This is a genomic window from Micromonospora sp. URMC 106 (assembly GCF_051386395.1).
GTDB lineage: Bacteria > Actinomycetota > Actinomycetes > Mycobacteriales > Micromonosporaceae > Micromonospora.
On record NZ_JBPQTP010000087.1, the window covers coordinates 1 to 21996 of the forward strand.

A 21996-nucleotide genomic window follows, 5' to 3' on the forward strand; every position below is an offset into this window, starting at 1 on the left:
GAGCGGTCGCCCGCCGGCCCGCCCCGCTCCGTCGGACCGCGCCCCCGCCGCCGCGTCCCGCGCCGGCCGGGGCACGGGCACGGCGGCCGCCCGCCGGACCGGGGGCGGCCCCGTCATCGCCCCCGGCGGCCCGGCCACCGGGCGGGCCAGCGTGCCGTCGCCGCGCGCCGCCCGCGAGCTGGCGACCGTGGAGATCAGCGCTGGGTGATCGTCTGGTCGCCGCCGTCGGTGGAGATGTCGAGCACGAGCGAGGCGGTCGGATCGTGGCTCACGCCCAGCGAGGTCTCGCCGCCACCGGCCTTGGAGCGGACCTGGTACCGACCCGCGGGCACGGCGAGCGTGACGTCCCCGCTGGAGGCGTGCGCACGCGCCGAGGCGGGCTTGGCCAGGTCGAGCGTGATGTTTCCGGAGCCCGCCTCGGCGTCCACGCCGGCGCTCAGCCGCGACCCGGCGATGTCGCCGGAGCCGGCCTGCAGGGTGACGGTGGCCGCAACGTCGTCCACCCCGATGTTGCCGGAGCCGGTCTTGACGGTGACGGGACCGCTGGCGCCGGTCACCGTGACGTCGCCCGAGCCGGTCTCGGCCTGGACCGGGCCGTCGGCGCCGCTCACCCGGATGTTGCCGGAACCGAGCCGGAACTCCACCGGGCCGACCTCGCTGAGGTCGACGTCGCCGGAGCCGGTCTCGCCCTTCACGCTCACCCCCTCCGGGACGGTGACGTCGTAGGAGACGCTGCACCCGTTGCCGCAGTCGGTGTCCAGCACCAGCTCGGCGCCCTTGATCTCGTACGTGGCGTCGGGCTGGGCGCCGTCGTAGCGCACCACCCGCTTGATCCGCGCCTCGCCCGCCGCGCCGATGGCGCGGACGGTGATGTCGCCGGCTCCCGGGAGCACCCGGACCGTGCTGATCCGGGCTGCCTCGGTGCTGTCGAAGTCGAGCCGGCGGGTTGACAGGTTGTCGCACCCGGCGGAGACGATCAGGGTGGCGGCAACGGCGAGCGTGGCGACGGTGCGGTGCAGAGCCATGCGAGCACGCTACGAGGCACGGCGAGCGCCGCGCATCGGGGTTGTTCGCGCATCCACCCCGAGCCGACCCTGATTTCGCACCCCGAGGGAGAATGGTCCGATGCCCGGGTACCGCCGACAGCTCTACCGCGACGACGCGGTGGTCCTGCGCGTGCAGAAGCTCGGCGAGTCCGACCGGATCATCACCCTGCTCACCCGCCGGCACGGCCGACTGCGGGCGGTGGCCCGAGGGATCCGCCGCACGACCAGCAAGTTCGGCGCCCGGCTGGAGCCGTTCGGGCACGTCGACGTCCAGCTCGCCGGCGACCCGAAGGGCAACCAGGGCAGCTCCCTGCACACCGTCAGTCAGGTCGAGGGCATCGACCTCTACGGCAAGCGGTTCCTCGGCGACTACCCCCGCTACACCGCCGCCAGCGCGATCGCCGAGACCGCCGAACGGCTCACCCCCGTCGAGCGGGAGCCGTCGCTCCGGCTGTTCCAGCTCACCCTGGGCGCGCTGCGGGCGCTCGCCGAGGGCAGCCACGACACCACGCTGGTGCTCGACGCGTACCTGCTGCGCGGGATGGCCCTCGCGGGCTGGGCGCCGGCGCTGACCGCCTGCGCCGTCTGCGGGACGCCCGGGCGGCACCGGGCGTTCTCCGTACCGGCCGGGGGTGCGGTCTGCCCGGACTGCCGGCCGCCCGGCGCGGCCCACCCCGCCCCGGCCACCATCGACCTGATGTCCGCGTTGACCACCGGCGACTGGCGGATCGCCGACGCCACCGAGACCGGCGTACGCCGGGAGTGCAGCGGCCTCGTCGCGGCGCACCTGCAGTGGCACCTGGAACGCGCGCTACGCTCGCTGCCGCTGGTCGACCGGGGTGCCCCGACGGCCGGCCCGGTCCCGCCGCCGCGTGGCGTCGGGTCGGGAGCGGATGGCGTGAGCAGGGAGAGAACCGAGTGATCCGATCGATGAGGGCCGGCCGGCGCGAGCCGGTGCCGCCGACGCCGCACCCGTCGGGCGCCCGGCCGCCGGCGCTGCCCGCCGAGGCGCTGCCGCGGCACGTCGCCGTGGTGATGGACGGCAACGGCCGGTGGGCCAAGGAGCGCGGGCTGCCCCGCACCAAGGGCCACGAGGCGGGGGAGTTCTCCCTGTTCGACACCATCGAGGGCGCCATCGAGCTGGGCATCCCCTACCTGTCGGCGTACGCCTTCTCCACGGAGAACTGGCGGCGCTCGCCGGACGAGGTCCGGTTCCTGATGGGCTTCAACCGGGACGTCATCCGCCGCCGCCGCGACCAGCTGGTCGACCTGGGGGTGCGGGTGGTCTGGTCCGGCCGGGCCGGCCGGCTCTGGAAGAGCGTCATCTCCGAGCTGCAGACGGCGGAGGAGATGTCCCGGAGCAACTCGACGCTGACCCTGCAGTTCTGCGTCAACTACGGCGGGCAGGCCGAGATCGCCGACGCCGCCGCCGCGATCGCCCGGGACGCGGCCGCGGGCCGGCTCGACCCGGCCAAGGTGACCGAGAAGACGGTGGCGAAGTACCTCTACCACCCCGAGGTCCCCGAGGTGGACCTGTTCCTGCGCCCTTCGGGGGAGCAGCGGATCTCCAACTACCTGCTCTGGCAGACCGCGTACGCCGAGCTGGTGTTCCTCGACACGCTGTGGCCCGACTTCGACCGCCGGCACCTCTGGTACGCCTGCGAGCTGTACGCCCAGCGGGACCGCCGCTTCGGCGGGGCGCTGCCCAACCCGGTCGCGCCGCCCGCCTGAGGCTTACCGCCCCTTCGCGCGGGGTACCACCTCGGTCAGCAGCCACTGACGGAGGTGAACCCGCATGATCCAGAAGCGTATTGCGCAGTGGGCGATGATGGCGGTCGCGGTGCCGCTGGCGGCGGCCGGCGCGCGTAAGCTCAGCCACACGCTGGAGGCCCGCCGCGGCCCGTCCGGGGTGAGTCGCCTGCTCACCAAGGGTGCCGACATGCTCCGCCCGCAGAAGGCGAAGCGCCGCCGGTTCTTCTGACCTCGCCGGTCAGCGTCGCCCCGCGCGGCGCTGACCGCCCCCCTACCACCCGACGCGCCCGGGCGCCCCGACCGTCTGGCGACCACGCCGCCGTGCTGCCCCGCGACCGCGCCCCGCACCGGGGCGTTCCGCCCACCAGCAGCGCGTGGTCGACCGCTGGGCCGGGGTTCGAGGTTTCGGGGTGGGTGCGGGAGCGGGGTGCCTAGGATCGGCAAGTGGGGCGGGTGCCCCGGGCCGCGTCGAGCCTCGGGGGTGGGGATGCGGGAACTCCGGTACAAGATGATCATGGCGCTGAACGCCGCCGACCTCGGTGATCCGATCTGCGAGCAGGCGGCCGAGATCTGCGCCGAGATCGCCGAGCAGCACTGCCACGAGCTCGGCCACGCGCCGCGGCTGCGCTCCGGCGAGATCGGCGAGCTGGCCACGGGCGAGCCGGCCCTCACCTGGGCGCCCACCGACACCGGGCAGCGTGCCTGGTGACGGCCCCCGCGCCGGCCGTCGACGTCCGGCGGGCCGACGACCGCTTCGCCACCCGGATCTCCTGGCTGGACTCGAAGCACTCGTTCTCGTTCTCCCGGCACTACGACCCGGCGAACACCCACCACGGTCTGCTGCTGGTCAACAACGACGACGTGGTCCGGCCGGGCGCCGGCTTCGAGACCCACCCGCACCAGGACATGGAGATCGTCACCTGGGTGCTGCGGGGATCGCTGGTGCACCAGGACTCCACCGGCCACTCGGGCGTGATCTATCCGGGGCTGGCGCAGCGGATGAGTGCCGGCACCGGCATCCTGCACTCCGAGAAGAACGACTCCTGGCGGCTCGACGGCCGCGACCCGCACACCGACCCGGTGCACTTCGTGCAGATGTGGGTGCTGCCGGACGAGCAGGGCGTCGATCCCGGCTACGAGCAGCTCGAGATCGACGACCGGCTCCTGCGCGGCGACCTGGTGCCCGTGGCCTCCGGGATGGACCGCTACGACGGCGCCTCGGCGATCCGGATCCGCAACCGCCTCGCCGCCCTGCACGCCGCCCGGCTCGATCCCGGTGACACGGTGGACCTCCCGGACGCGCCCTTCGTCCACCTGTACGTGCCGACCGGTGCGGTCACCCTGGAGTGCAGCGGCCTGCTCGGCACCGGCGACGCCGCCCGGCTCACCATGACGGGCGGGCGACGCGTCTCGGCCACCGAGCCGGCCGAGATCCTGGTCTGGGAGATGCACGCGACCCTCGCCTGACCCTCCCCGCGCTCGCCGGCTCTCCGCGAACTTGCGGTTTCGGCCCGCGTCATGCGGCTTGGCGTGCGAACTATCCGGATCGCGGACGGGTGCGGGTCAGGCTTCGGTCTCGGAGCGGTCGGCGGCCCAGCGGGTGTGGAAGGTGCCGTCGCGGTCGACGCGGTGGTAGGTGTGCGCGCCGAAGTTGTCCCGCAGCCCCTGGATCAGCGCCGCCGGGAGCCGCTCCGCGCGCAGCGCGTCGAAGTACGCCAGCGACGAGGCGAACGCGGGCGCCGGCACCCCGGCCCCGGCCGCGTCGGCGACGACCCGCCGCCAGCTCGGCACGCCGTCGTTGACCGTGTCCGCGAACCATGGCGCGACCAGCAGCGTCGGCAGCTCGGGCTGCTCGTCGTACGCCTGCCGGATGCGGTCCAGGAAGCGGGCCCGGATGATGCAGCCGCCCCGCCAGATCGTCGCGGTGCCGCCCAGGTCGATGCCCCAGTCGTACTCCCGGGAGCCGGCCCGGATGTGGTCGAAGCCCTGCGCGTACGCGACGATCTTGGAGGCGAGCAACGCGCGGCGGACGTCCTCGACGAACGTCTCCCGGTCGCCGACCTGCCACTTCCCGCCCGCGTCCGGGAACGCCCGGCGCGCCGCCGCGCGCTGGTCGGCGTGCCCGGACAGCGACCGGGCGAAGGTCGCCTCGGCGATGCCCGTGATGGGGATGCCCAGGTCGAGGGCGCTCTGCACCGTCCAGCGGCCGGTGCCCTTCTGCTCGGCGCGGTCCAGCACGACGTCCACGAACGCCCGGCCGGTGGCCGCGTCGGTGTGCGCCAGCACGTCGGCGGTGATCTCGATGAGGAAGGACTCCAGCTCGCCGGAGTTCCAGTCGCGGAAGATCTCCGCGATCTCCGCCGGCTCCGCCGACAGCCCGGCCCGCAGCAGGTCGTACGCCTCGGCGATGAGCTGCATGTCGGCGTACTCGATGCCGTTGTGCACCATCTTGACGAAGTGCCCGGCCCCGTCGGGCCCGATGTGCCGACAGCACGGCACCCCGTCCACCTGGGCGGCGATCCTCTCGAAGATCGGGCCCAGCTTGCGGTAGGACTCCGCGGACCCGCCGGGCATGATGCTCGGGCCGCGCAGCGCGCCCTCCTCGCCGCCGGAGACGCCGGTGCCGACGAAGTGCAGCCCGTGGCCCCGCAGCGCCTCCTCCCGTCGGCGGGTGTCGGCGAAGTGCGCGTTGCCGCAGTCGACGACGATGTCGCCGGGGTCGAGCAGCGGAACCAGTTCGTCGATCACGGCGTCGGTCGGCCCGCCCGCCTTGACCATCACGATCACCGCCCGGGGCCGCTCCAGCGAGGCGACGAAGTCGGCCATCGAGTCGGCCGGCAGGAACCGCCCCTCGTCGCCGTGCTCGGCGACCAGGCTGCGGGTGCGCTCCGGCGAGCGGTTGTGCACCGCCACGGTGAAGCCGTTGCGGGCCAGGTTCCGGGCCAGGTTCCGGCCCATCACCGCCAGCCCGGTCACGCCGATCTGCGCCGTCGCCCGCTCGGCCATCCGTCCGCCGCCTTCCTGCCGCCCGACACCTGCCGCTGCGACCGTATCGCGGCGCGCGGCGGACGCGAGGGCGTGTTCGGCAGCCCGCCGTCGCCGCGTTCCGCCCGGACCAGGCCGCTTACGGACGCAGCGACGCCGGGCGGGTGACGGGGAACACGATCAGCGGGCCGCCGGTCGTGCCGGTAATTCGCGTGCGCCCGACGGGCCGGGCGGATAGCGTGTGGGCATGCGTAACTGACGCCTCACCTCCGAGCCGGCCCGCCGCCCCGCGGCTGCGGTCCGCGTGCTCCCGGGCGTCCGCATTCCCACCTGCCGCCGAGGCGGCGGTGTCCTTCGAGGTCGCATCCGGGGAGCAGTCCCTGTCCCGCCCGACCGTCGCAGCCCGACGGTCGCCCCACGACGTGGGCCCCCGGCACCGGCCGCAGCGCCGGAGCCGACACGGCCCGCAGACTCAAGGAGGCACCGGATGCCCGCCAGGCGCAACCCGAAGAAGTCCCGCACCACCCTGTCCACGCCGCCCGCCGCCGACCTGACGCCGGTCAACCTCGACGAGGTCGCGGTCGCGCCGGTCGTGCCGGCGCTGCCGCTCGACCGGCCGGCGGCGCCGAAGGCCGGTCCGCCGGTCTCCGGCGCCGTCCGCGCCGGCGGTTCGCGCGGCCAGCGGGCCGGCCAGACCCGCCGGTACGCCTTCCGGCGTAGCTGACGGTCAGCGTGCTGCTCGGCACCTTCCGCCCGTTGATCGGCTGAGGCGTACGGGCCGGGTGGGGTCGTCGCGACGACCCCACCCGGCCCGTACGCCTCAGCCGATCAACGGGCGGAAGGTGCCGAGCAGCACGCTGACCGTCAGCGCCGCCCCGGCGAGCGCCGCGGCCCCGGCGATCAGCAGCCAGTCGGCGGCGACGAAGCGCTGCCGCCGGGCGACCGTACGCGGCGTGCCGGCGTCGAAGCCCCGGGCATCCATCGCCACGGCCAGCCGGGTGCCCCGCCGGATCGCGCCGACCAGCAGCGCGAAGGCCGTGGAGGCGAACAGCCGCAGCTTCGCCAGTGGGTCGCGGCCCGCCTCCACCCCCCGGGCCCGGCGGGCCATGGAGATCATCTGCCACTCCTGCCCGAGCAGCGGCACCAGCCGGAACGCCGCCAGCGCCCCGACGGCGAACCGGGCCGGCGCCCTCGCGTTCTGGATCAGGGCGTCCGCCAGGTCGGTGGGGTCGGTGGTGGCGAACACGATCACGCCGGGCAGCGCCACGGCGAACATGCGCAGCACCAGGCCGAGCGCGGTGAGCAGCACCCCGGAGGTGACCACCGCCGGACCGGCCTCGACCAGCACCCGGCCGGAGCGCTCGGCCGCGAAGAGCACCAGCGTCACCACGACGCCCACCGCGCCGACGAGCAGCGGCCAGGCCCGCCGGGCCAGCACCCGGTAGCGGACCCCGAACAGCGGCAGCACGGCCAGCTCGACCGCGATGGCGATCGCCGGGGCCACCGGGTCCAGGGTGGCGATCAGGACGAACGAGAACACCAGCGCCGCGGCGAGCTTCGCCACCGGGTTGCGCCGGGCCAGCGGCGCGCCCGGCGCGGCGACGGGCTCCAGACTGATCACGGCCGCTCCCGGCGGCCGGGACGGCGGAGGCGTCGGGTCGGCTCCGGGCCCGTCGTGGCCGTCCCCGGGTGACGGCTGGGTCGCGGGGTCGTCCTCGGGCCGGTCACGGGCGGTCCAGGGTGAGGCGCCGGTCCGCCAGGGCGGCCACGAACTCCGGGTCGTGGGTGACGGCGACCAGGCCGTGCCCGGCGTCGCGCAGCTCGGCGAAGAGGTCCACCAGCTCCAGCCAGGTCCGTCGGTCCTGGCCGAAGGTCGGTTCGTCGCAGACGAGCAGGCGTGGCGCGGTAGCCAGCGCCGTCGCCACGCTCAGCCGCCGCGCCTCGCCGCCGGAGAGGGTGTACGGGTTGGCCGCGGCGAGCTTCGTCAGCCGCAGCCGCGACAGCAGGTCGTCCACGGCGGAGCGGACCGCCGCCTCGGGCTGGCCGGTGCGGCGCGGGCCGAGCGCCAGCTCGTCGAAGACGGTGTTGGTGACGAACTGGTGCTCCGGGTCCTGGAAGACCGAGCCGATGCGGCGGGCCAGCGCCGGAGCGCGCCAGCGGTGCGGGGGAGTGCGGGCGTCGGCGCCGGCCAGTGCCGCCGTCGCCGCGACCCGGCCGGCGCCCGGCTTGAGCAGCCCGCCGAGCAGCAGCGCGAGGGTGGACTTCCCGGCCCCGTTCGGGCCGAGCACGGCGAGCGTCTCGCCGGCGCGTACCGCCAGGTCGACGGCGGCCAGCCGGGGCGGCAGGCCGAGCCGGTCGGCGGTGAGCAGCACGTCGCCGGCCGGCGCGGCGGCGTGGCGGGGCGGCACGGGGCGGCCGGGCACCCAGACGCCCTCGGCGGCGAGCGCGTCGCCGTGCGTGCCGAAGACGGCCTCGGGCGTGCCGTCCGCGCGGACGCCGCCCGACGGTTCGAGCACGACCACCCGGTCGACCAGGGGCAGCGCCTCGGCGACCCGGTGCTCGACCAGGATCAGCGTGGTGTCGGCGTCCAGCGCGCCGGCCACCGCCGCCCGGATCAGCGCGGCGCCAGCCGGGTCCAGGTTGGCGGTCGGCTCGTCGAGCAGCAGCAGCCCGGGACGCAGGGCCAGCACCCCGGCCAGGGCGAGGCGTTGCTGCTCCCCGCCGGAGAGGGCGGCGGTGGGCCGGTCCCGCGGGTACGGGAAGCCGACCCGGGCCAGCGCCTCGTCGACGCGGGGCCAGATCTCGTCGGCGGGGACCCCGCGGTTCTCCAGCCCGAACGCCACGTCGTCGCCGCTGCGGGCCATCACGAGCTGGGTCTCCGGATCCTGGAAGACGATGCCGACCCGCTCCCGGCCCTTGCGGGGGTCGAGCCCGTCGATCTCGACGGTGCCCTCCTGCTCGCCCGAGTCCTCCGGCAGCAACCCGGCCAGCGCGGCGAGCAGGGTGCTCTTGCCGGCCCCCGACGGCCCCAGCAGCAGCACCCGCTCACCGGCCTCGACGCGCAGGTCCACCCCGCGCACCGCCCACGCCCGACGACCGGCGTGCCGCCACCCGAACCCCCGCAGCGTCACCGCTCCCATGTTCGGCACGCCCTCTCCCGCCCGTCGACCACGGGGTTGTCGCCGTTCGACGCGGCGTGTGCGGGCGACAACCTCATGGTCAACGCGGTTCCGTCGGGTCGGTTCGGTGGGCGCGGGTCAGATGGCGGCGCGTTCGCGGCCGGCGGGGAAGCGGTCCAGGGCGCCCGTGCCGGCCAGGGCGCGGGTGAGCGCCCACCCGCCGGCGCCGGCGACGACCGTGGCGCTGACGACGGTGAGCAGGGCGTACGGGATCCGGTAGCTGCCGAGCGCGTAGTCGACGTTCCAGACGAAGAAGTCGAACAGCGCCGCGCCCAGGCCGGTCAGCGCGCCGGCGAGCAGCGCGGTGGGCAGCCGGAACGAGCGGTACCGGAACGCGGCGAACGCCACCTCGGCACCGAGCCCCTGGATCAGGCCCTGGACGATGGTGATGCCGCCCCACTCGGAGCCGAGCAGCGCGGAGACCGTCGCGGCCACCGCCTCGCAGAAGAGCGCCGCGCCGGGCTTGCGGACCACCAGGCCGCCGAGCACGGCCGGGACCAGCCACACGCCGTACATGATCGCCTGGCCGGCCGGGAAGAACGCGAACGCCGGGTCGACGGCCCGCCACAGCAGCCCCCAGGCCCAGAAGATGACGCCGAACGCCACCGCGATCACCGCGGCGACGACGACGTCGAGTGTGCGCCACCGGGTGGTCGTGTTGTCTCGCATGATGTGCTCCCAGTCCTGAACGCGAACCAGGAGAAGACGCACGCCGCGCCCGGTGTGCCGGACGTCGACGCGGCTGGAGGTCGACCGAACTCCCTGCGCTGGCATTACCCAGATCAGGTTCGAGGGTCTGCGGGCGGTGCCCGCACTCTCAGCGCTGTGCGCTCCCCTGTCGGATGTGAAGTTGTCGCGCCGACGCTAACACCTTTGAAGATCATCGAGCAAAGTGATCTTTTCGCAGGTCACCCGCGCGTTCGATCGACCCCGTCGATTCCGGCCGGTAGTCTCGGGCGGCCACCGGCACAAGCGGCAGAGGGACACGTACGTGACATCCGAGGTTGACCGCGGGGCGCCCGAGGGCGGGCGGGGGGCGGTGGGCGCGGCCGCGCCGGACATACCGCCGACGGAGCCGGCGGATGGCGGAGCCTGGCGGCTCGGGTCCGTCGAGGCGCTCGCGGGCCTGCTGGTCCTGCTGGTCGTCTTCCGGGAGCCGATCGCCCGCGCACTGTCCGCGCCCCGGCTGCAGACCTGGACCACCGTCTTCGTCTCGGTCATGGTGCAGGCGGTGCCGTTCCTGGTCTTCGGCGTGATCCTCTCCGCGGTGATCGCGGTCTTCGTGCCCCGGTCGTTCTGGGCCCGGGCGCTGCCGCGACACCCCGCGCTCGCGGTGCCGGTGGCGAGCGCGGCCGGCGTGGTGCTCCCCGGCTGCGAGTGCGGTTCGGTGCCGATCGCCGGGTCGCTGATCCGGCGCGGGGTCACCCCGGCCGCGGCGCTGGCCTTCCTGCTCGCCGCCCCGGCGATCAACCCGATCGTGCTCACCGCCACCGCGGTGGCGTTCCCCGACGACCCGGAGATGGTCCTCGGCCGTGGCGTGGCCAGCCTCGTCGTCGCGATGGTCATGGGCTGGCTGTGGCTGCGCCTCGGCCGGGCCGACTGGATCCGGCTGCCCCGCCGGCCCGAGCTGGACGACGGCTCGCGCGGGCGGGCGTTCTGGGCGGCGGTCCGGCACGACGTCACGCACGCCGGCGGGTTCCTGGTGATCGGCGCGGCGGCCGCCGCCACGATCAACGTCGTCGTGCCCGAGCGCTGGTTGCAGACCCTCGCCGACGAGCCGGTGCTCTCGGTGCTCGCGCTGGCCGTGCTCGCGGTGCTGCTCTCCCTCTGCTCCGAGGCCGACGCCTTCGTCGCCGCCTCGCTGTCGCAGTTCTCGCTGACCTCCCGACTTGTCTTCCTGGTGGTGGGGCCGATGGTCGACCTCAAGCTCATCGCGATGCAGGCCGGCGTCTTCGGCCGGCGGTTCGCGCTGCGGTTCGCCCCCGCCACCCTCGCGGTGGCCGTGGCGGTCGCCGCCGCGACCGGGGCGGTGCTGCTGTGAACCGGCAGGCGCAGGCCGTCGTCCTGCTGCTGCTCGGGGGCGCGGTGGTCCGGGCCAGCCTCACCGACCTGCACCTGCGCTACGTCAAGGAGGGGCTGCGTCCCTTCCTCGTCGCCGCGGGCCTGCTGCTGGTGGTCGCCGCGGTCATGACCCTCTGGTACGAGCTGCGCCCGCTCCTGCGGCGCACCGGCCTGCCCCCGTCGGCCGACGGGCACGACGCCGACCACGACGGGCACGGCCACCACGAGCCACGGGTGGGCTGGCTGCTGATCCTGCCGGTGCTGGGCCTGCTCCTGGTCGCCCCGCCCGCCCTCGGCTCGTACGCGGCAGGGCAGGCCGGCACCGCGCTCTCCGCCCGGCAGCAACCCTCCGACTACCCGCCCCTGCCCGACGGCGACCCGGCGCAGGTCACCGTGCTCGACTACGCCTCCCGGGCGCTGTTCGACCGGGGCGCCTCCATCGGGCAGCGCCGGGTCCGGCTGACCGGCTTCGTCACCACCGGCCCCGACGGTCGGCCGCTGCTGGCCCGCATCGTGCTCTCCTGCTGCGCCGCCGACGGGCGGCCGGTCAAGCTGGGCCTGACCGGCGCCGTGCCCGAGGGGCTCGCCGACGACACCTGGATCGAGGTGACCGGCCGCTACAGCGACCGGATCGCCCGGGACCCGGTCAACGACGCCGAGATCCCGTACCTGGACGTGGAGTCCTGGCGGCAGGTGCCCGTGCCCCGACGTCAGTACGAGTGACCCGCGCCCGCCCTGGGTAGGCTGGCGATCATGCGGATCGACGCCCGGGGGCTCACGTTCGACGTACGCGTCGGCGGTCCGGAGGGCGGCGCGCCCGTCCTGCTGCTGCACGGCTTCCCGCAGCACAGCGGGGAGTGGGACGACGTGGTCCCGACCCTGCACGCCGCCGGCCTGCGCACGTACGCGCTCGACCAGCGCGGCTACTCGCCCGGCGCGCGGCCCGAGGCGGTCGAGGCGTACCGGATGCCGGAGCTGGTGGCCGACGCGGTGGCCGTGCTGGACGCGCTGGGCGTCGACGCGGCGCACCTGGTGGGGCACGACTGGGGCGCGATGGTGGCCTGGGACCTGGCCGCCCGGCACCCGCAGCGGGTCCGCACGCTGACCGCGGTCTCCGTGCCGCACCCCGCCGCGATGGCGCACGCGCTGGCCGAGGATCCGGGGCAGAAGGCCCGCTCGGCGTACATCGCGCTGTTCCGCAAGCCGGGCACGGCGGAGAAGGCACTGCTGGCGCTGGGCGCGACGGGGCTGCGCCGGATGCTGCACGGCGTCGGCGGCGACGGGCGGGTGGCCGCGTACGCCGACCCGATGCGCGAGCCCGGCGCGCTGACGGCCGCCCTGAACTGGTACCGGGCGATGTCCCGCCGGGACATGGCGGCCACCGGGCCCGTGCCGGTGCCGACCACCTTCGTGTGGAGCGACCGCGACATCGCGATCGGCCGGAGCGCCGCCGAGGCGTGCGCCGCGCACGTGGGCGCCGACTACCGTTTCGTCGAGCTGCCCGGGGTGAGCCACTGGATCCCCGACGAGGCGCCCGCGAAGCTGGCCGAGGCGATCCTGGCCCGGGTGCGGCCCCCGGCCTGACGGCGGGGCGCCGCCCGGCGCCGGAGGCGGCCGGGCGTCCTGGACGGACGGACGACATGGACGGAGGAGACATGACGGTGAGCGCCGAGGACTACCTGGCCGTGGTGACCGACACGATGCGCCGGGTGGCCACGAGCCAACGGGAGGCGGTGGGGCGGGCCGCCGACCTGATCGCCGAGGCGGTGCGTGCCGACGGGGTGGTCCACGCCTTCGGCACCGGCCACTCGGAGGCGCTGGCGATGGAGATCGCCGGCCGGGCCGGCGGGCTGGTGCCGACCAACCGGATCGCCCTGCGGGATCTCGTGCTGGTCGGCGGCGCGCCGGCCGACGTGCTCGGGCCGCTGCTGGAGCGCGATCCGTCGGTGGCCCACCGCCTCTACGAGCTGGCCCCGGTCGGCCCCCGGGACGTCTTCGTGCTGGCCTCGAACTCCGGCGTCAACGGCGCGATGGTGGAGTTCGCGTCCCTGGTGAAGGCGAAGGGGCACGGGCTGGTCGCGATCACGTCGGCGCAGCACTCCGGGCAGATGACCTCGCGCCACCCGTCGGGCCGCAAGCTCGCCGACTTCGCCGACGTGGTGCTCGACAACGGCGCCCCGTACGGCGACGCGACGCTGCCGCTGCCCGGGGGCGGCGCGGTCGGCGCGGTCTCCTCCATCACGGCGGCGCTGCTGGCGCAGCAGATCACGGTCGAGGTGGTGGCGCGGCTGCTGGCCGCGGGGGAGCGGCCCCCGGTCTACCTGTCGGCCAACATCGCCGGCGGCGACGAGCACAACAACGCCCTGGAGGCCCGGTACGCCGGCCGGATCCGCCGCGGCTCCTGACGGCGCCGTACCGGGGCGCCTCCACCGGGAACACGAGCCGGTTTCGTGGCTCCGTCGGTGGGGCATCAGCGTTGCTGCCGACGGGCCCACCCCGTCGGCAGTACCGTCTGACCGGAGGTAGCCCGTGTCCAAGGAAACCGAGCGGCAACGCTGGCAGCGCAACTTCGCGGACCTGTTGCAGGAGTTGCGGGTCGCCCAGACGGGTGTGCAGATCCTCTTCGCCTTCCTGCTCACCCTGCCGTTCAGCAACGGTTTCACGCGCACGAGCGGCTTCCAGAAGGACGTCTACATCGTCGCGCTGCTGTCGGCGGCCGCCGCGACCGCGATGATCATCTCCCCGGTGGCGTTCCACCGGGCGCTGTTCCGCCAGGGCCGCAAGCCGGAGCTGGTCCGCTTCGCCCACCGGATGGCCAGCGGCGGCCTCGCCTTCATGCTGATCTCGATGGTCAGCGCGGTGCTCCTGATCACCGACTTCGTGCTGGACCGGGGTGTCGCCCTGGTGCTCAGCGGCATCACCGGGCTCTGGTTCCTCACCTTCTGGGTGTTCCTGCCGTTCGCCCGGCGCAACTGGGGCGAGGACGACGTCGACGACGAGGACGACGACCGGGCGAGCCTTCCCGGCGACTGACGCGCGCCGACGAAACTCGATCTTTACCGAGCGCTACCCCTGGGTAACACCCGGGGGTAGCGTGCTGTTTGTCGAGCACGTTGACGCAGCCGGACCGAGGTTCGAGGGGGCAGCCGTGACCACGACGCACAACAGCCGACCCACGCCGGACGGTTCCGGCGCCGACCAGCCCGCACCGACCGCCACCGGGGGCACGTCGACGGCCGGCGGGGAGCAGCCCCAGCCCGCACCGGCCGCGACCGGGGGCGCCTCGACGCCGGGCGCCGCCGGGCCGCTGCCGAAGGAGGCGGGGCAGGTCTCCGAGAAGGAGGCGCGCCAGGTCGCCGAGGCGGCCCGCGAGTCCTCGTGGGACCGGCCCAGCTTCGGCAAGGAGCTCTTCCTCGGCCGCTTCCGCCTCGACCTCATCCACCCCTGGCCGCGGTCCGACGCGGCGGACGTCGCCCGGGCCGACGAGTTCCTCGGCCGGTTCCGCGAGTTCCTCACCTCCGAGGTGGACGGCGCGGCGATCGAGCGGGACGCGTCCATCCCGGACGAGGTGTTCCACGGCCTCGCCCGGCTCGGCGCGTTCGGCATGAAGATCGACCGGTCGTACGGCGGGCTCGGGCTGAGCAACCTGCACTACTGCCGGGCGCTCATGCTGGCCGGCTCGGTCAGCCCGGCGATCGGCGCGCTGCTGTCGGCGCACCAGTCCATCGGTGTGCCGCAGCCGCTGAAGATGTTCGGCACCGCCGAGCAGAAGCAGCGCTTCCTGCCCCGGCTCGCCGCCGGCGAGGTGTCCGCGTTCCTGCTCACCGAGCCGGACGTCGGCTCCGACCCGGCCCGCCTGGCGACCACCGCCGAACCGACGCCCGACGGCACCGGCTACCGGCTCAACGGGGTGAAGCTCTGGGCCACCAACGGCACGGTCGCCACCCTGCTGGTGGTGATGGCCCGGGTCCCCGGCGGCGAGGGGCGGCGCGGCGGCATCACCGCCTTCGTCGTCGAGGGCGACAGCGAGGGCATCACGGTCGAACGGCGCAACGCCTTCGTCGGCCTGCGCGGCCTGGAGAACAGCCTCACCCGCTTCCACGACGTCTTCGTGCCGAAGGAGAACGTCATCGGCGGCGAGGGCAAGGGCCTGAAGATCGCGCTGACCACCCTCAACACGGGGCGGCTGTCGCTGCCGGCCATGTGCGTGGGCGCCGGCAAGTGGGCGTTGCACGTGGCCCGGGAGTGGTCCGCCGACCGGGTGCAGTGGGGCCGGCCCGTGGGCGAGCACGAGGCGGTGGCCCAGAAGCTCTCCTTCATCGCCGCGACGACGTACGGCATGGAGACCATGCTCGACCTCTGCTGCCTGCTGGCCGACGACGACCGCAACGACATCCGGATCGAGGCGGCGCTGGTCAAGCTCTACGCCAGCGAGATGGCCTGGAAGATCGCCGACGAGCTGATCCAGATCCGGGGCGGCCGCGGCTACGAGACGGCCGACTCGCTGGCGGCGCGGGGCGAGCGCCCGGCCGCCGTCGAGCAGATGCTGCGCGACCTGCGGATCAACCGCATCTTCGAGGGCTCGACCGAGATCATGCACCTGCTGATCGCCCGCGAGGCCGTCGACGCGCACCTGTCGGTCGCCGGCGACATCATCGACCCGGAGGCCGGGCTCGGCCGCAAGGCGCGCGCCGGCGCGCGGGCCGGCGCGTTCTACGCGAAGTGGCTGCCCACCCTGGCCGTCGGCAAGGGCCAGCGCCCGTCGGCGTACGCCGAGTTCGGCCCGCTCGCCGGCCACCTGCGGCAGGTGGAGCGCGCCTCGCGCAAGCTGGCTCGGTCGACGTTCTACGCGATGTCCCGGTGGCAGGGGAAGATGGAGCGCAAGCAGGCGTTCCTCGGCCGGGTGGTGGACATCGGCGCGGAGCTGTTCGCGATGTCGGCGGTCTGCGTGCGTGCCTACGCCGAGCGGGACACCCGGCCGGAGAACGTCGAGCTGGCCGACCTGTTCTGCCGGCAGGCCCGGGTCCGGGTCGACGCGCTCTTCACCGCCCTGTGGGACAACACCGACTCGGTCGACGTGGCCGCCGCGAGGCGGATCCTCGACGGGCGCTACGTGGGCCTGGAGGACGGCGTCATCACCCCGGCCGACGACCTGCCGTGGGTGGCGCGTTGGTCGCCCGGCCCGTCCACCACCGCCGACGTCCGCCGCCGGGTGTAGGGAGAAGGCGTCCTCCGCACCGGAAGGGGGCCCGCGGCGTGCCGCCCGGCCCGCCCGGGACCGGGCCGGCTCGCGCCGGCCCGGCGGGTCAGTGGGCGATCGCCCAGGCCAGGATCGCCGCGAGGAGCAACCCGTTGAGCACGGCCAGCCCCAGGTAGGCCGCCGGGGGAATCTTGCGGCCCTTGCGGACGAAGTTGACCAGGACGGCGGCGTAGCCGAGCAGCAGCACGGCGATGACGACCAGGAAGTAGAACACCCGACGACCTTAGCGGCCGCCCCGCAGGCCGAGTTGGCGCAGCTCCAGCGCGGCGAGCGCGTCGACGGTGTCGTCGTCGCCGCGCCGCCACGCCTCCGCCACGTCGGGCGCGATCCGGGTCAGCCGCCCCAGCGGCTGGGTGGCCAGCGCCCGCAGGGCCAGCAGGTCCCGGCCGGCGGGCGCGGCGGCCAGCTTCGCGGCCGAGGAGGCGCGACGCACCCAGCGCACCCGCAGCGGCAGCCAGCCGAAGAGCACCAGGCCGAGCGGGAAGACCAGCGCGGCGACGGCCAGCGCGAGGGCGAGCTGGTCGACCAGCTCCTGCTGGTCCCGCCCGGCCTCGGCCAGCGATCGGGCGGCGCCGGCCGCCCGCTCGAACGGTGCGGTCAGCTCGTCGCCGACCAGCGGCACCCGGCCGACCTTGCCGCCCGCCTCGGCCAGGTTGTCGGCGAGGCCGCCGCCGGCCCCCTCCAGCTTCTGTCCGGGTACGGCGAGCTTCTGGACGAGGTCGTGCAGCCACAGCGCGCCGCGGACCGCGCCGTACACCCAGACGACGACGAGCAGGTCGGTGATCAGCTGTCGGACGACGGTCGGGAAGCGATCAGCGTAGATCTTCACGCCGGACAGCGTGCCACGTGCGGCCGCGCTCGGCACGCGGCGCGAACGGCCGCACCGCCGTGCCTGTCCGGCACGCCCGGCTACGACGTCCCGTTCTCCTTGGCGATCGCCTCGCGTACGGTCGGGACGATCTCCCGGGCCCAGCGGCCGAGGGATACGGCATCCTGCGTTCCGCCGTCGGGTGCGAAGAGCACGAAGCCCGACGCGCCGTGCGCCAGCACGGCGCCGGTCAGTTCCTCGACCCACTGGTCGACCGAACCGCCGACCCATCGGCCGGCGCGGTCGCGTGGGGCGGCCAGCGGCCGGTCGGTGATGCGCCCGGGGAGGTTGAAGACCGTGCGGATCTCGCTCGGGTCGCGGCCCACGGCCGCCGCCGCCTCGTCGATGATCGGCCGCGACGTCCGGTAGCGCTCGCTGAGCCAGTCCGCCGCGTGGCCGGGGATCCAGCCGTCGGCCACCCGGCCGGTGGCGGCCAGGGATCTCGGGCCGACCGATCCGGTCCACACCGGAGCCGCGGGCACCGGAGCCGGTTCGATCCGGTCCACCTGGTAGTGGCGGCCCCGGTAGGTGACCGGGGGGCCGCCGCCCGACAGCTTCTTGACCAGGACGATCGCCTCCTCGAAGGCGTCCACCGCGGCGCCCGGTGAGAGCCGCGGCACTCCCATGTCGGCGATCCGGTCCCACAGCCCGCCCGCGCCCATGCCGAGCACGACGCGGCCGCCGGAGAGCGCCGACAGCGACGTCACGGTCCGCGCCAGCATGGGAGCGGGCCGGGTGGGCAGATTGGTGACGTTGGCGAAGCCCGAGAGGCGCCGCGTACGCCCGAGGATGAATCCGAGGGTGGCGTACGCGTCCAGGCGCGCCCCGAGGTAGGGATGGTCCGACAGCGAGAAGATGTCGAGCCCGTCCCGATCGGCCAGCCGAGCCGCGCGCAGCAACTCCGGTCCGTCGTCGATGCCGCTGTGCGCGCCGAAGCCGAAGACGACCTGCGGTGCGGATGGGCCGTTGCGGCCGAGGCCGGTGTGCTCCATGTGTGCCAACCCTTCAGGCGGTGCGGAACTGCTCGGCGAAGCGGCCGGTGAACAGGTCGACGCCCTTGTACTCGGAGACGGTCTCGGCCGGGACCGGGACCGGGCCGTCGGGGGTGGGCATCTGGCCGACACCGCCACGCGGTCCGAGCGGGAGCAGGATCATGGGGTCGGGCTGCGGCCGGTAGGTGGCCGAGGGCTCCTCGCCGCGCAGTTGGGCGACGATGTTCCGCGCCACGACCTCGGCGTGCTGCATCGCGTACCCGGCCATCTTGGCCTCGGCGACATCGGTGATGTCGCCGACCGCGTAGACGTGGTCGTACCCGCGGACGTTGAGGGTCTCGGTGACGGGGACCTGTCCCTGCGGCGTGCGGGTCGTGAGCCGGCCGTCGGCGAGGTAGTCGCTGTTGACCTGCACGCCGTGGGCGCGGAACCAGATGTCGGCGGTGATCTCGTCACCGCCGGTGGTGGTGACGGTGAAGGTTTCGGCCTGCCCCGGCTCCGTCGTCGGCGGCGCCGTCAGGCCGGTGCCCAGCCGCAGCCGGATCTCCAGTTCGTCGAGCTGGCGGTGCAGGTCCTGGCGCACCGCCGGCAGGAAGCCGGGCAGAAGCTGCTCGGACGGGTCGACGACGGTCACGTGCTTGTGCGGCCAGACCTCCTTGATTTCGCCGGCCAGCTCCAGACCGACCGGCCCGGCGCCGAGGATCAGCACCCGGTCGGCGTTCACCAGTTCCTTGTTGGTCCGGCGCAGGTCGTCCAGCGCCTCGCTGGTGGCGTCGGCGTCGGGCTTGGCCGGGTAGGCGTAGCGGGAGCCCGAGGCCAGGACCAGATAGTCCGCCTCGACCCGCCGACCCGAGGCCAGGGTGACGCCCCCCGGGTCCACCGAGACCGCGCGGTCGCGGATCACCGTGCCGCGCCCGAGCAGGGTCTCGAAGGAGAAGAACATGTTGGGCGCCCAGTCCGGCCGGGTCACCGCCCGCAGCGACGCCGCCGAGTTGACGAACGCGTCCCGGGGGTCGACGAGGACGACGTCGGCCTCGGAGTCCAGCTCCTTGGCGACCGCCGACCCCCCGTACCCTCCGCCGATGACCACGACGGTACGACTCATGATCCACACCTCTTCGAAGTCGGTTTCCCAGGTGACCGTGCCGGTCACGTCACCGACTCTCGCCGTCGTCACGGCGACCAGGAAGGCCGGGCCGAGGCTGGTAGTGGTGGGGACATGATCCCGATCGCGGCGACTGTTACGTTCGGAGCCGTGAGTGGCAACGAGCTGGGTCTGTTCCTGCGTACGCGGCGCGCGGCGGTCACGCCCGCCGAGGTGGGGCTGCCCACCGGGCCGCGCCGGCGCACCTCGGGCCTGCGCCGGTCCGAGGTCGCGGCGCTCGCCGGGGTCAGCGTGGAGTACGTGACCCGGCTGGAGCAGGGCCGCGACCGCCGGCCGTCCCCGCAGGTGCTGTCCGCGCTGGCCGACGCGTTGCGGCTCACCCCGACGGAGCGCGTGCACCTGTACCGCCTCACCAAGGCGACCGACCCCGGCTTCGCCTGCCGGGGCCACGCCGGGCCGGGCCGTCTCGTCCGCCCGGCCGTCCAGGCGCTGCTCGACCGCCTGGAGCCCACCCCGGCGCTGCTGCTCAACCAGCTCACCGACGTCCTGGCCTGGACGTCCGGCTACGAGCGGCTGGTCGGGCCCGTGGGCCTGCTCGAGGGCGCACCGCCGAACCTGGCCCGGTTCGTCTTCACCGACAGCCGGGCGCGTGCCGCCTACCCCGATTGGGACCACGTCGCGGACGAGCAGGTGGCCGCGCTCAAGCACGGGCCGTTCCGGGCGGATCCGCACGTCGCGGCCCTGGCCGACGAGCTGACCCTGGCGGCGGGGGAGGCGTTCACGCGACGCGTCGACACCGTTCCCGGGCTGCCGAAGTCCAACGGCGTCATGCGCCTGGCCCATCCCACGGCGGGCGGGCTGCGCCTCGCCTACGAGACGCTCGAACTGCCCGCCGACGACGACCAGTCGCTGGTCGTCCACCTGCCGGCCGACGCGGCCACCGCCGCCGCCCTCGACCGCCTCACCAGCCCTCAGCCGGCCGGGCTGCGCCTCGTCTCCGGCTGACCGTCGGGGCGAGCGCCGGGACGATCCGCCGTGCCGAGCGCCGGGACGATCCGCCGTGGCGAGCCCGGCCGACCCGCCCGCCGCGAACGCCCGGCCGACCCGCCCGCCGCGAGCGCCCCGGAGGGGCCGTACCGGGGAAGGCGTCAGCCGGCGCAGGCCGGGCAGGTGCCGAAGATCTCCAGGGTGTGGCTGACGTCGGCGTACCCGTGCTGCGCCGCCACCCGCTCCGCCCAGTTCTCCACCGCCGGCCCGGCCACCTCGACCGTGCGGCCGCAGCCGCGGCAGACCAGGTGGTGGTGGTGTCCCTCGCTGCACCGGCGGTAGAGGTGCTCGCCGCCCGGCGGTCGCATCACGTCGATCTCGCCCGCGTCGGCCAGCCCCTGGAGGGTGCGGTAGACGGTGGTCAGGCCGACCCGCTCGCCGCGCTCGCGCAGCATCGCGTGCAGCTCCTGCGCGCTGTGGAAGCCCTCCACCTCGGCGAGCAGCGCGCTGACCGCCGAGCGCTGCCGGGTGTTGCGGACCGCGGAACTCGTCATGACCCCTCCCCGGCGTGGCTGACCGCGTCGGCCACGATGTGCGCGACGTGCTCGTCGACCAGGGCGTACGCGATCTCGCGCCCCCGCCGCGAGCCGCGCACCACGCCGGCGCCCCGCAGCACCCGCAGGTGCTGGGAGACCAGCGGCTGCGCGGCCCCGAGCTTGTCCACCAGCTCGTGCACGCAGCGTTCGCCCTCGGCGAGCTCGCTGACGATGGCCAGCCGGATCGGCGCCGACAGGGCACGCAGCAGCTCGCTCGCACCCTCGAAGGCGTCGTAGCCTGATCCGTCGGTCACCCTGTAACGGTAACCAATCCCATGGGCACGCCGCTGAGCAGGATCAGTGCAGCACCACCTCGTGCGGCTCGGGCGCGGGGGCGGCGGCCGGGGTGCGCCGCCGGCGCAGCACCCGCCAGGCGGCCCCGAGGAGCGCGACCACCCCGAACGAGGCGATCGCCATCAGCACCACCGACGCGCCGGGGGCGGTGTCGGCGTTCGCGGCCACCCAGACCCCGGAGCCGGCGGCGAAGAGGCCGAGCGCCATCGCCGCCGCCATCGTGCTGCGGAACCCGCGGGTCACCTGCTGCGCCGTGGCCACCGGCACCACCATCAGCGCGCTGATCAGCAGCACGCCGACCGCCCGCATGGCGATCGTCACGGTGACCGCGGTCGCCACCGCGAGCAGCAGGTTGAGCGTGCGCACCGGGAGCCCGGACACCCGGGCGTACTCCTCGTCGTGGCAGACCGCGAACAGGGCCGGGCGCAGCGCCAGCATGATCACCCCGATCGCCGCCCCGAGCACGGCGATGGTGGTCAGGTCCTGCGGCGAGATGGTGGTCAGCGACCCGAAGAGGTAGGCGTTGAGGTTGGCGCTGGTGCTGTCCGAGAGCCCCACCAGCATCACGCCGCCGGCGATGCCGCCGTAGAAGAGCAGGGCCAGGGCCAGGTCGCCGGAGGTGCGGCCGCGGGCGCGGACCAGCTCGATCGTGATCGCGCCCACGGTTGCCACGACCACCGCGACCAGCACCGGGGACCGGTTGAGCAGCAGGCCCGCGCCGACGCCGGTGAGCGCCACGTGCCCCACCCCGTCGCCGATCAGCGCGAGCCGCCGCTGCACCAGGTAGATGCCGAGCGCCGGAGCCGCCAGGCCGATGACCAGCGCGCCGATGAGGGCGCGCTGCATGTAGGGGTACTGGAAGAGTTCCATC

At 74.7% G+C, this 21996-nt stretch carries 25 protein-coding genes, 1 pseudogene and 1 riboswitch; of the genes and pseudogenes, 14 read left to right on the forward strand and 12 right to left on the reverse strand.

Annotation, left to right across the window (positions count from 1 at the left end; translation table 11 throughout):
- Window positions 1-208 (forward strand): annotated as a pseudogene (locus ACSNOB_RS23390) (acyltransferase family protein); the annotation flags it as partial.
- Here the strand turns inward: ACSNOB_RS23390 and ACSNOB_RS23395 are convergent.
- Entirely contained in the window at window positions 195-1025 is an 831-nt protein-coding gene (locus tag ACSNOB_RS23395) for a DUF4097 family beta strand repeat-containing protein (RefSeq protein WP_436688590.1), read from the reverse strand. The pseudogene ACSNOB_RS23390 and the gene ACSNOB_RS23395 sit on opposite strands and share 14 nt — an antisense overlap.
- 100 nt (window positions 1026-1125) lie before the next feature.
- Here ACSNOB_RS23395 and recO point away from each other — a divergent pair, with 100 nt between their 5' ends.
- The 5 genes from recO to ACSNOB_RS23420 all read left to right on the forward strand — a co-directional run bounded on the left by recO (window position 1126) and on the right by ACSNOB_RS23420 (window position 4265).
- Window positions 1126-1968 (forward strand): DNA repair protein RecO, encoded by an 843-nt coding sequence (gene recO / locus ACSNOB_RS23400; RefSeq protein ID WP_436688591.1) that lies wholly within the window; start codon window positions 1126-1128, stop codon window positions 1966-1968.
- A gap of 8 nt (window positions 1969-1976) precedes the next feature.
- Window positions 1977-2777, forward strand: coding sequence for an isoprenyl transferase (locus ACSNOB_RS23405; RefSeq protein WP_436688611.1), 801 nt, complete (start codon window positions 1977-1979; stop codon window positions 2775-2777).
- Window positions 2778-2841: 64 nt separating this feature from the next.
- The gene (locus tag ACSNOB_RS23410; protein ID WP_393112260.1) at window positions 2842-3027 is read left to right on the forward strand and encodes a hypothetical protein; all 186 of its coding nucleotides are present in this window, start codon (window positions 2842-2844) and stop codon (window positions 3025-3027) included.
- A 258-nt stretch (window positions 3028-3285) separates the two neighbouring features.
- On the forward strand, window positions 3286-3507 hold the full coding sequence (locus ACSNOB_RS23415; protein WP_393112262.1) for a thioredoxin reductase: 222 nt from the start codon (window positions 3286-3288) through the stop codon (window positions 3505-3507).
- Window positions 3504-4265 (forward strand): pirin family protein, encoded by a 762-nt coding sequence (locus ACSNOB_RS23420; RefSeq protein WP_436688592.1) that lies wholly within the window; start codon window positions 3504-3506, stop codon window positions 4263-4265. Before ACSNOB_RS23415 ends, ACSNOB_RS23420 begins: the two co-directional genes overlap by 4 nt.
- 96 nt (window positions 4266-4361) lie before the next feature.
- On the opposite strand, the gene gndA is transcribed toward ACSNOB_RS23420, so the two are convergent.
- Complete coding sequence (gene gndA, locus ACSNOB_RS23425; RefSeq protein WP_436688593.1) at window positions 4362-5804, reverse strand: NADP-dependent phosphogluconate dehydrogenase; 1443 nt, start codon at window positions 5802-5804, stop codon at window positions 4362-4364.
- Window positions 5805-6270: 466 nt separating this feature from the next.
- Between gndA and ACSNOB_RS23430 the strand changes: the two genes are divergently transcribed.
- On the forward strand, window positions 6271-6507 hold the full coding sequence (locus ACSNOB_RS23430) for a hypothetical protein (protein WP_436688594.1): 237 nt from the start codon (window positions 6271-6273) through the stop codon (window positions 6505-6507).
- Window positions 6508-6603: 96 nt separating this feature from the next.
- On the opposite strand, the gene ACSNOB_RS23435 is transcribed toward ACSNOB_RS23430, so the two are convergent.
- The 3 genes from ACSNOB_RS23435 to ACSNOB_RS23445 all read right to left on the reverse strand — a co-directional run bounded on the left by ACSNOB_RS23435 (window position 6604) and on the right by ACSNOB_RS23445 (window position 9631).
- Window positions 6604-7404 carry an energy-coupling factor transporter transmembrane component T family protein gene (locus tag ACSNOB_RS23435; RefSeq protein ID WP_436688595.1) on the reverse strand — a complete coding sequence of 267 codons (801 nt, stop codon included), beginning with the start codon at window positions 7402-7404 and terminating at the stop codon, window positions 6604-6606.
- A 103-nt stretch (window positions 7405-7507) separates the two neighbouring features.
- Window positions 7508-8923, reverse strand: a complete 1416-nt coding sequence (locus ACSNOB_RS23440; RefSeq protein ID WP_436688612.1) for an ABC transporter ATP-binding protein — start codon at window positions 8921-8923, stop codon at window positions 7508-7510.
- Window positions 8924-9040: 117 nt separating this feature from the next.
- Window positions 9041-9631, reverse strand: a complete 591-nt coding sequence (locus ACSNOB_RS23445) for an ECF transporter S component (protein WP_393112273.1) — start codon at window positions 9629-9631, stop codon at window positions 9041-9043.
- Between the two features lie 72 nt (window positions 9632-9703).
- Window positions 9704-9809, reverse strand: a riboswitch (TPP riboswitch).
- 192 nt (window positions 9810-10001) lie between these two features.
- Here ACSNOB_RS23445 and ACSNOB_RS23450 point away from each other — a divergent pair.
- From ACSNOB_RS23450 to ACSNOB_RS23475, 6 genes are all read left to right on the forward strand, one after another.
- A complete protein-coding gene (locus tag ACSNOB_RS23450) occupies window positions 10002-11003 on the forward strand; it encodes a permease (protein WP_436688613.1) in 1002 nt (333 codons plus the stop codon).
- The gene (locus ACSNOB_RS23455; protein ID WP_436688596.1) at window positions 11000-11746 is read left to right on the forward strand and encodes a TIGR03943 family putative permease subunit; all 747 of its coding nucleotides are present in this window, start codon (window positions 11000-11002) and stop codon (window positions 11744-11746) included. The genes ACSNOB_RS23450 and ACSNOB_RS23455 overlap by 4 nt, the downstream gene beginning before the upstream one ends.
- A gap of 30 nt (window positions 11747-11776) precedes the next feature.
- Window positions 11777-12607, forward strand: a complete 831-nt coding sequence (locus ACSNOB_RS23460) for an alpha/beta fold hydrolase (RefSeq protein WP_436688597.1) — start codon at window positions 11777-11779, stop codon at window positions 12605-12607.
- A 71-nt stretch (window positions 12608-12678) separates the two neighbouring features.
- Window positions 12679-13428, forward strand: a complete 750-nt coding sequence (locus tag ACSNOB_RS23465; RefSeq protein WP_436688598.1) for a sugar isomerase domain-containing protein — start codon at window positions 12679-12681, stop codon at window positions 13426-13428.
- Window positions 13429-13552: 124 nt separating this feature from the next.
- A complete protein-coding gene (locus ACSNOB_RS23470) occupies window positions 13553-14056 on the forward strand; it encodes a DUF6328 family protein (RefSeq protein ID WP_436688599.1) in 504 nt (167 codons plus the stop codon).
- Between the two features lie 61 nt (window positions 14057-14117).
- Complete coding sequence (locus ACSNOB_RS23475; protein WP_436688600.1) at window positions 14118-16241, forward strand: acyl-CoA dehydrogenase family protein; 2124 nt, start codon at window positions 14118-14120, stop codon at window positions 16239-16241.
- Between the two features lie 88 nt (window positions 16242-16329).
- Here ACSNOB_RS23475 and ACSNOB_RS23480 read toward each other — a convergent pair whose 3' ends face one another.
- The 4 genes from ACSNOB_RS23480 to ACSNOB_RS23495 all read right to left on the reverse strand — a co-directional run bounded on the left by ACSNOB_RS23480 (window position 16330) and on the right by ACSNOB_RS23495 (window position 19320).
- Window positions 16330-16497, reverse strand: a complete 168-nt coding sequence (locus tag ACSNOB_RS23480; protein ID WP_393112283.1) for a hypothetical protein — start codon at window positions 16495-16497, stop codon at window positions 16330-16332.
- 9 nt (window positions 16498-16506) lie between these two features.
- Window positions 16507-17112 (reverse strand): hypothetical protein, encoded by a 606-nt coding sequence (locus tag ACSNOB_RS23485; RefSeq protein ID WP_436688601.1) that lies wholly within the window; start codon window positions 17110-17112, stop codon window positions 16507-16509.
- A gap of 80 nt (window positions 17113-17192) precedes the next feature.
- Entirely contained in the window at window positions 17193-18143 is a 951-nt protein-coding gene (locus ACSNOB_RS23490) for an LLM class flavin-dependent oxidoreductase (RefSeq protein WP_436688602.1), read from the reverse strand.
- Between the two features lie 13 nt (window positions 18144-18156).
- On the reverse strand, window positions 18157-19320 hold the full coding sequence (locus tag ACSNOB_RS23495) for an NAD(P)/FAD-dependent oxidoreductase (protein WP_436688603.1): 1164 nt from the start codon (window positions 19318-19320) through the stop codon (window positions 18157-18159).
- 78 nt (window positions 19321-19398) lie between these two features.
- On the opposite strand from ACSNOB_RS23495, the gene ACSNOB_RS23500 reads away from it, so the two are divergent.
- Window positions 19399-20253 (forward strand): helix-turn-helix domain-containing protein, encoded by an 855-nt coding sequence (locus ACSNOB_RS23500; protein ID WP_436688604.1) that lies wholly within the window; start codon window positions 19399-19401, stop codon window positions 20251-20253.
- A gap of 143 nt (window positions 20254-20396) precedes the next feature.
- Here ACSNOB_RS23500 and ACSNOB_RS23505 read toward each other — a convergent pair whose 3' ends face one another.
- From ACSNOB_RS23505 to ACSNOB_RS23515, 3 genes are read right to left on the reverse strand one after another with little or no spacing between them, the layout of a single operon-like run.
- Window positions 20397-20789, reverse strand: a complete 393-nt coding sequence (locus ACSNOB_RS23505; protein ID WP_436688605.1) for a Fur family transcriptional regulator — start codon at window positions 20787-20789, stop codon at window positions 20397-20399.
- Entirely contained in the window at window positions 20786-21085 is a 300-nt protein-coding gene (locus tag ACSNOB_RS23510) for an ArsR/SmtB family transcription factor (protein WP_088998913.1), read from the reverse strand. The genes ACSNOB_RS23505 and ACSNOB_RS23510 overlap by 4 nt, the downstream gene beginning before the upstream one ends.
- A gap of 43 nt (window positions 21086-21128) precedes the next feature.
- Entirely contained in the window at window positions 21129-21995 is an 867-nt protein-coding gene (locus ACSNOB_RS23515; RefSeq protein ID WP_436688606.1) for a metal ABC transporter permease, read from the reverse strand.
- Window position 21996 lies beyond the last annotated feature (1 nt).